This is a genomic window from Natrinema soli (assembly GCF_028618695.1).
Window position 1 is genome coordinate 1 of sequence record NZ_JAQIVI010000305.1, and the last position, 5,669, is coordinate 5,669.

The window sequence follows — 5,669 nt, forward strand, 5'->3', positions numbered from 1 at the left end:
GACGAGGAGGCCCGCAGCGACCATCGCGGTGGCCACGACCGCACCGGCGAGCGCGCGCGTCCGAGCCGACGACAGCGACATCGATCGACAATTTCGCTCGAGTACTGAAACCTTTGTGTCTCTCGCAGGTCGAGTGACGATCGCATGGCGAGCGGATCTCGTGGGAACGTGATCGGCGACGCTCGCGGAACGAGCGGGTCGAGTATCCGTCACTCCCTGGCCGCAATTCCGTGGGACACGGCCGCAGTCGCCGACCCAAAGGAAAGGGCTTTTATAATCACACTGGATACGATTGAGTGCAGACAGAGACCGCGAGCGTGGGTAGCCAAGCCAGGCCAACGGCGCAGCGTTGAGGGCGCTGTCCCGTAGGGGTCCGCCGGTTCAAATCCGGTCCCACGCATCGCACCGGTGGACGATGTCCACCACGACCGATGCAGGTGATCTCCCTTCGAGGACATCACCCACGCATAATTCGTTCCGACGCTACACTGATGAGCGACGGCTTCGTGTGACACTTGTTATAGTCGGCTCGTATGGAACAGTGGATTCTGATGAGAATACGGTGAACAAAGTGTCCTGCTACCGTGGCAGCAGGGAATCGCCACGCCCTCCCCAGCCGATTTCTGCTCACGGCGGCTCCGCCGCCGTCTGTTCACGGGCGCGTAGCGCCCGTTCACTGGTCTGCGAGGCCCACGGCCTCGCAATATTCGCATGGTATGCGAGACCTCCGGTCTCGCACTATTCGGATGGTTCGCGGGACCGGAGGTCCCGCGCTAACGCTCACTCACTCCGTTCGTTCGCTCATCCCTCGCGCAGTATCGGCGGCCGCCCTCGCTGTGCTCACGGTTCCCTGCAGTCACCGTTCGCTTTCCGAGGCGCGAACGTAGTGAGCGCCTCGCGACCCTCGGTCGGCCGACAGCGCGCGCCACCGCACACCGGTTGATCGGTCTGGAGTGATCCGTACTCCCTCTCTATGCCGTTTCTCGGATAGTAGCTCGAGTCCAGTGCGGAGAGTAACCACTTTCCCGTTCCGCTCGAACCACCACACATGGAATACGTCCCTCGAGAGCGCGTGCGCCTCCTTACCGGCGTGTTGAGCGTCGTGTCGCTGGCGGTCGTCTTCGCGGCCGCGGGCGGCCGGATTCCGTCCTCGAGCGTGCCGGCGGCACCGGAGCGGGTCATCGACGCGATCCCGCTCGTCAACGCCGTGCTCAGCGCCATAGCGATCGGGACGATCACGGTCGGTTGGCGGGCGATCCGCCGCGGCGAGATCGAGCGCCATCGGGTCGCAATGGTGTCCTCCTTCGGCCTGTTCGCGAGCTTTCTCGCGCTCTATCTCTACCGGCTGACCGTGACCGGCGGTCCGCAGGACTTTCCGGGACCGGCGGCCATCGAACAGTTCGTCTACCTGCCGATCCTGGCCGTTCACATTCTGCTGGCGATCGTCTGTATTCCGCTGCTGTACTACGTGCTGTTGCTCGCGGTCTCCCGTCCGATCGCGGAGCTGCCGGAAACGAGTCACGCCCGTATCGGTCGGATCGCGGCGACGCTGTGGCTGCTCTCCTTTTCGCTCGGAATCGTCGTGTTCGTGTTGCTCCACGTCATCTACTGAGACGGACTGCTGTCCCGATGGACGGGAGCAACCGCAGGACGGTTCGCGGGTGCGCCGGAACTGATTTCCAACAGTCCGATTGAGGAGCGCGATCGATGGCCGAATCGACCGACTCAGTCCAGAATATCGCCGATACGGCGCGGCTCACCCTGCAGGTTCGGCTGTTCGGCGACGATCTGCAACACCTCGTGGTCGGTCACGTCGTAGTAGGATTTTTCGGTTGCTTCCTCGATGAGCGCCTGCTCGAGGCGGAACTCGGTGCCTTCGTAGACGACGTCGACGCCCTCGTCGTCGAATGCGAGTGTAGTCATGGCTGGTCGTATGCAGCGTGAGTGTAAAAGCGAGGCGACTGTGCTCGGCGGCTGCAGGAGGCGAACGATCGGAGCGGCAGACGGGCGTCAGACGAACGACCGACGACGCGCGAGGTTTATTAGGCGGTACTCCCTTTGGATGCGAGTGTGGCCTTCAGCAGGGATCCACTCGACGAACTCGTCGTTCCCGACGGAACGGAAGCCCAGGAACGCGACCTCGTAACTGACGGGGACGTCCTCGTGGGCGGTCGTTCGACAATCGAGTTCGGCGTTCGCGGCCGAAACGTGCTGGCCGGCGAGAGCGCCGAGTTTCGCGGTGCTATCGAGGCCGACGGCGACTGCCGGCTCGACATGTGGTGTGACGTCGCGGAAAACGTGCTCGTCGGGCAGGACGCCTACATCGGCGAGCGCGTCCACATCGGCGGGAAGCTGAAAGTCGCGGGCGACCTCGATATCGGCGACGACGTCGAGATCGAGGAGGGGTTCGAGGCCAACGGCTGGATCGTCATTCGGAACCCGATGCCGACGATCGTTTTGCTCTTCGTCTACCTCAAACACCTCCTCCTGATCGGCGAGGAAGACGCCGCGCAACGGCTCATCTCCGAACTCGTCGACGAGGAAGACGACGAGCCGGAGACCGATCCGCTCGTCATTCCTCGGAACGCGACCGTCGGCGACGACGCCTGGCGGGTCTCGACGCCCGCCACGATCGGCGACGACTGTCGACTTCACGGCAACGTCCGCGCGGAGACGATCGACGTCGGTGCCGATTGCAACGTCTTCGGGAGCCTCCGGGCGCGCGAGGACGTCACCGTCGGCGACGGAACCCGCATCCACGGCGACGTGACCACTCGCGACGGCGATGTCACCATCGAACGGGACGCCCGTATCCTCGGCGACGTCTCCTGTGACGACCTCGAGCTCGGGCCCGACGCCGAGGTCGACGGCACGATCCGTGCCGACGGCGAGATCACGATGAGGACGACCGAACGCGAACGCGAGTAACGCGAGCCGTCCACCGCCGCTCCGTTCGATCCATCCCCGGTCGCTGTCGAAACGCTTGCTAACACGGGTCGTCCCTCCGATTCAATTCGGCTCTCGAAAACGGACTCCCCCGAATACCACCCCCTGTCGGCGATTTTAACCCCTATCCTTAATACTGATACTATGAAAAGGTCTCACAGGCATGATAAACACAGACACGCACAGGCGGAGGTATTCATGCGGTCGATCGTACTGACGAAAGGCGTTCCGGACTTCTCGGAGGGAGCCGTCTCGTTCGACGAGGACGGCCACCTCGAGCGCGGGAAGACGCCGACGGTGATGAATCCGAACGACGAGTTCGCGCTGCAGGCGGCGCTCCAGACCAAGGTGCGCCACGGCGGCCACGTCAGCGGGATGAGCATGGGACCGCCGGGGTACGCCGACGTCCTGAAAGGGGCGATGGAGACGGTCTACACCGACGACAGCTACCTGCTCTCGGACCGCGAACTGGCCGCCTCCGACACGTGGGCGACGGCGATTACGCTCAGCGCCGGCCTCGAGATGTGTCAGGAAAACGTTGCCGACGTCGACATCGTGTTCGCGGGGTTCAAGACGGCGGACGGCGAGACCGGACAGACCGGTCCGCAGGCCTGCTGGGCGATGGATTGGCCGATCGTCACCCACGTGATCGCGCTCGACATCGACCCCGAGGAACGGACGCTACGCGCGAAACGACTCGTCGAGGGCGATGTCGACGAGATCGAGACGGTCGAAGCGCCCTTACCCTGTTTCGTCGTCACCGATCCCGAGTTCGAGCCGACGTATCGAAAGGCCTCACACAGGCTGACGCACAAAGAGCTGCGAGCCGAAACCGAGGAACGAGCCACCGAGCACGACGAGTACCTGACGACGTGGGATCACGAGGACCTGAACCTCGATCCCGACTATATCGGACTCGACGGCTCGCCGACGATCGTCTCGTCGGTCGATCCGATCCCCAAAGCGCCCTCGGAACGGGAGGCGACGATGATCGATCCCGACGGCGGCATGAGCGAGGTACTCGAGGAGATGCAGCCCTACGCCGCGGAGGCGGGTGATTGAAATGACGGCGATCGATCCGGACGACCACACGGTCGACGAACTGACCGAGCAGCTGCAGACGATCGACGACGAGAACGAACTGCAGGCGATCCTCGAGGCCGAACAAGCGGGTCGGGACCGGGCGACGGCCCGCGAGGCAGTCCACCGGCGGCTCGAGGAGATCGGTGACGATGGCGACGAGAGCGACGGTGTCGAGGAGGGCACGGAGACGGAAGGCGAGTACGAGGAGACGAGAGAAGATGTCGGCGACGAAGCCGAGGCCGATGAGGAGGAAGCAGAAGAGACGGATGACGAATCGGCGGAAACGGAAGCGGCGGACGAGGAACCGGCGGAAGACGACGGCCTCTCACAGCCCACCCGCGACAAGAAACACGTCCGGGCGCTCGCAGACGGTGACTACGCGGACCTGTGGGTGTTCTGTGAGACCCAGGGCGGCGAGTTGCTCGAGGTCTCGAAGGAGATGCTCGGCAAGGGCCGGGAGCTGATGGACCAGTTCGAAGCAGACTACGGGGACGCGGAGGATGTCGTCGCGTTCCTGATGGGCGACGACTGCGAGGGGCTCGCCGAGGAGTGCATCGCCTACGGAGCCGATGTCGCCGTCTATCACGAGGACGAGCGCCTCGAGCGATTCCTCCACAAGCCCTACACCGAAATTTCGGCGCACATGGCCCGCGGAGAGGGGTCCGTCGAGAGCACCGACTGGCGCGACTACGACAAGCCGCGCTACATCCTGTTTCCGGCGACGAACAACGGGCGGGACCTCTCGGCGAAGGTCCAGGCCGAACTCGACTCCGGGCTCGCTTCGGACTGTTCGGACCTGTTCATCGAAGCGAACGAGATCTCGAATCCGGTCAAGACTGGCGAACCCGGCGTCAAAAAGACCGTCGAGAAGGTCCTTCACATGAAGCGACCGGACTTCTCCGGGTTCGAGTACTCGACGATCCTCTGTCTCGACAATCCGGATCGGGACTTCCACCCGCAGGGGTGTTCGGTGATTCCGGGCAGCTTCGACCCGATCGAGCGCGATCCCGACCGGGAGGGGCTCGTCGTCGAACACGACATGGACCTCGAGGACGACTGGTTCCGCGTCGAGATCACCGAATACGACCGGCTCGAGGCCGGAATCGACCTCACCGGCCACGACGTGATCGTCTGCCTCGGCCGCGGAATCGCCGACGATCCGACCGAGGGGATTGAACTCGGCCTCGACCTGGTCGACGCGTTCGATGACGCCGAGCTCGGTATCACGCGCGGGATCGTCACCTCCTCCTACCAGTTCGAGGGCCACGTCGAGCAGTACTCGAAAGAGGAACGTCAGATCGGCGAGACCGGCCAGGTCGTCGCGCCCGACGTGTACATCGCGGCGGGCGTCTCCGGCGCGGTCCAGCACAAGGTCGGGATGGACGAGTCCGACACCATCGTCGCGATCAACACCGACGCCGACGCCCGGATCCGGGACTTCTCGGATTACTTCGTCGAGGGCGACCTCTTCGAGGTGTTGCCGCGGCTCACCGAGGCCGTCGAATCGGGTGAGACGGACCTTGAGCCCGAGGCCGTCGCCGACGGAGGTGACGAGTGATGGCGGCAGCAACGGACGACTACGAACAGTACGAGGCCGTCGTCGTCGGCTGTGGTCCCGGCGGGGCCGCGGCGGCCGCGCG

General features: G+C 64.3%; 5 protein-coding genes and 1 tRNA gene. 5 read left to right on the top strand and 1 reads right to left on the bottom strand.

Translation table 11 applies throughout. The features are described from left to right. The first annotated feature begins 315 nt into the window (after window positions 1-315). Together PGX04_RS18610 and PGX04_RS18615 are read left to right on the top strand one after the other, a co-directional pair. Window positions 316-400, top strand: a tRNA-Leu gene (locus tag PGX04_RS18610). Between the two features lie 648 nt (window positions 401-1,048). Beyond that, entirely contained in the window at window positions 1,049-1,612 is a 564-nt protein-coding gene (locus PGX04_RS18615) for a DUF420 domain-containing protein (RefSeq protein WP_273739877.1), read from the top strand. A gap of 113 nt (window positions 1,613-1,725) precedes the next feature. Here PGX04_RS18615 and PGX04_RS18620 read toward each other — a convergent pair whose 3' ends face one another. Then, the gene (locus PGX04_RS18620; RefSeq protein ID WP_273739878.1) at window positions 1,726-1,923 is read right to left on the bottom strand and encodes a DUF5800 family protein; all 198 of its coding nucleotides are present in this window, start codon (window positions 1,921-1,923) and stop codon (window positions 1,726-1,728) included. Window positions 1,924-2,070: 147 nt separating this feature from the next. Here PGX04_RS18620 and PGX04_RS18625 point away from each other — a divergent pair, with 147 nt between their 5' ends. The 3 genes from PGX04_RS18625 (at window position 2,071) to PGX04_RS18635 (ending at window position 5,587) form a co-directional block, all read left to right on the top strand. Further along, the gene (locus PGX04_RS18625) at window positions 2,071-2,928 is read left to right on the top strand and encodes a polymer-forming cytoskeletal protein (RefSeq protein WP_273739879.1); all 858 of its coding nucleotides are present in this window, start codon (window positions 2,071-2,073) and stop codon (window positions 2,926-2,928) included. A gap of 216 nt (window positions 2,929-3,144) precedes the next feature. Next, window positions 3,145-4,008, top strand: coding sequence for an electron transfer flavoprotein subunit beta/FixA family protein (locus PGX04_RS18630; protein ID WP_273739880.1), 864 nt, complete (start codon window positions 3,145-3,147; stop codon window positions 4,006-4,008). Window position 4,009: 1 nt separating this feature from the next. Then, window positions 4,010-5,587 carry an electron transfer flavoprotein subunit alpha/FixB family protein gene (locus PGX04_RS18635; protein WP_273739881.1) on the top strand — a complete coding sequence of 526 codons (1,578 nt, stop codon included), beginning with the start codon at window positions 4,010-4,012 and terminating at the stop codon, window positions 5,585-5,587. The last annotated feature ends 82 nt before the right edge of the window (window positions 5,588-5,669 follow it).

Bases quoted from the DNA above. Each gene is read 5' to 3' on its own strand.
- PGX04_RS18620 (WP_273739878.1), bottom strand. From the start codon at position 1,923: ATGACTACACTCGCATTCGACGACGAGGGCGTCGACGTCGTCTACGAA.
- PGX04_RS18630 (WP_273739880.1), top strand. From the start codon at position 3,145: ATGCGGTCGATCGTACTGACGAAAGGCGTTCCGGACTTCTCGGAGGGA.
- PGX04_RS18615 (WP_273739877.1), top strand. From the start codon at position 1,049: ATGGAATACGTCCCTCGAGAGCGCGTGCGCCTCCTTACCGGCGTGTTG.
- PGX04_RS18635 (WP_273739881.1), top strand. From the start codon at position 4,010: ATGACGGCGATCGATCCGGACGACCACACGGTCGACGAACTGACCGAG.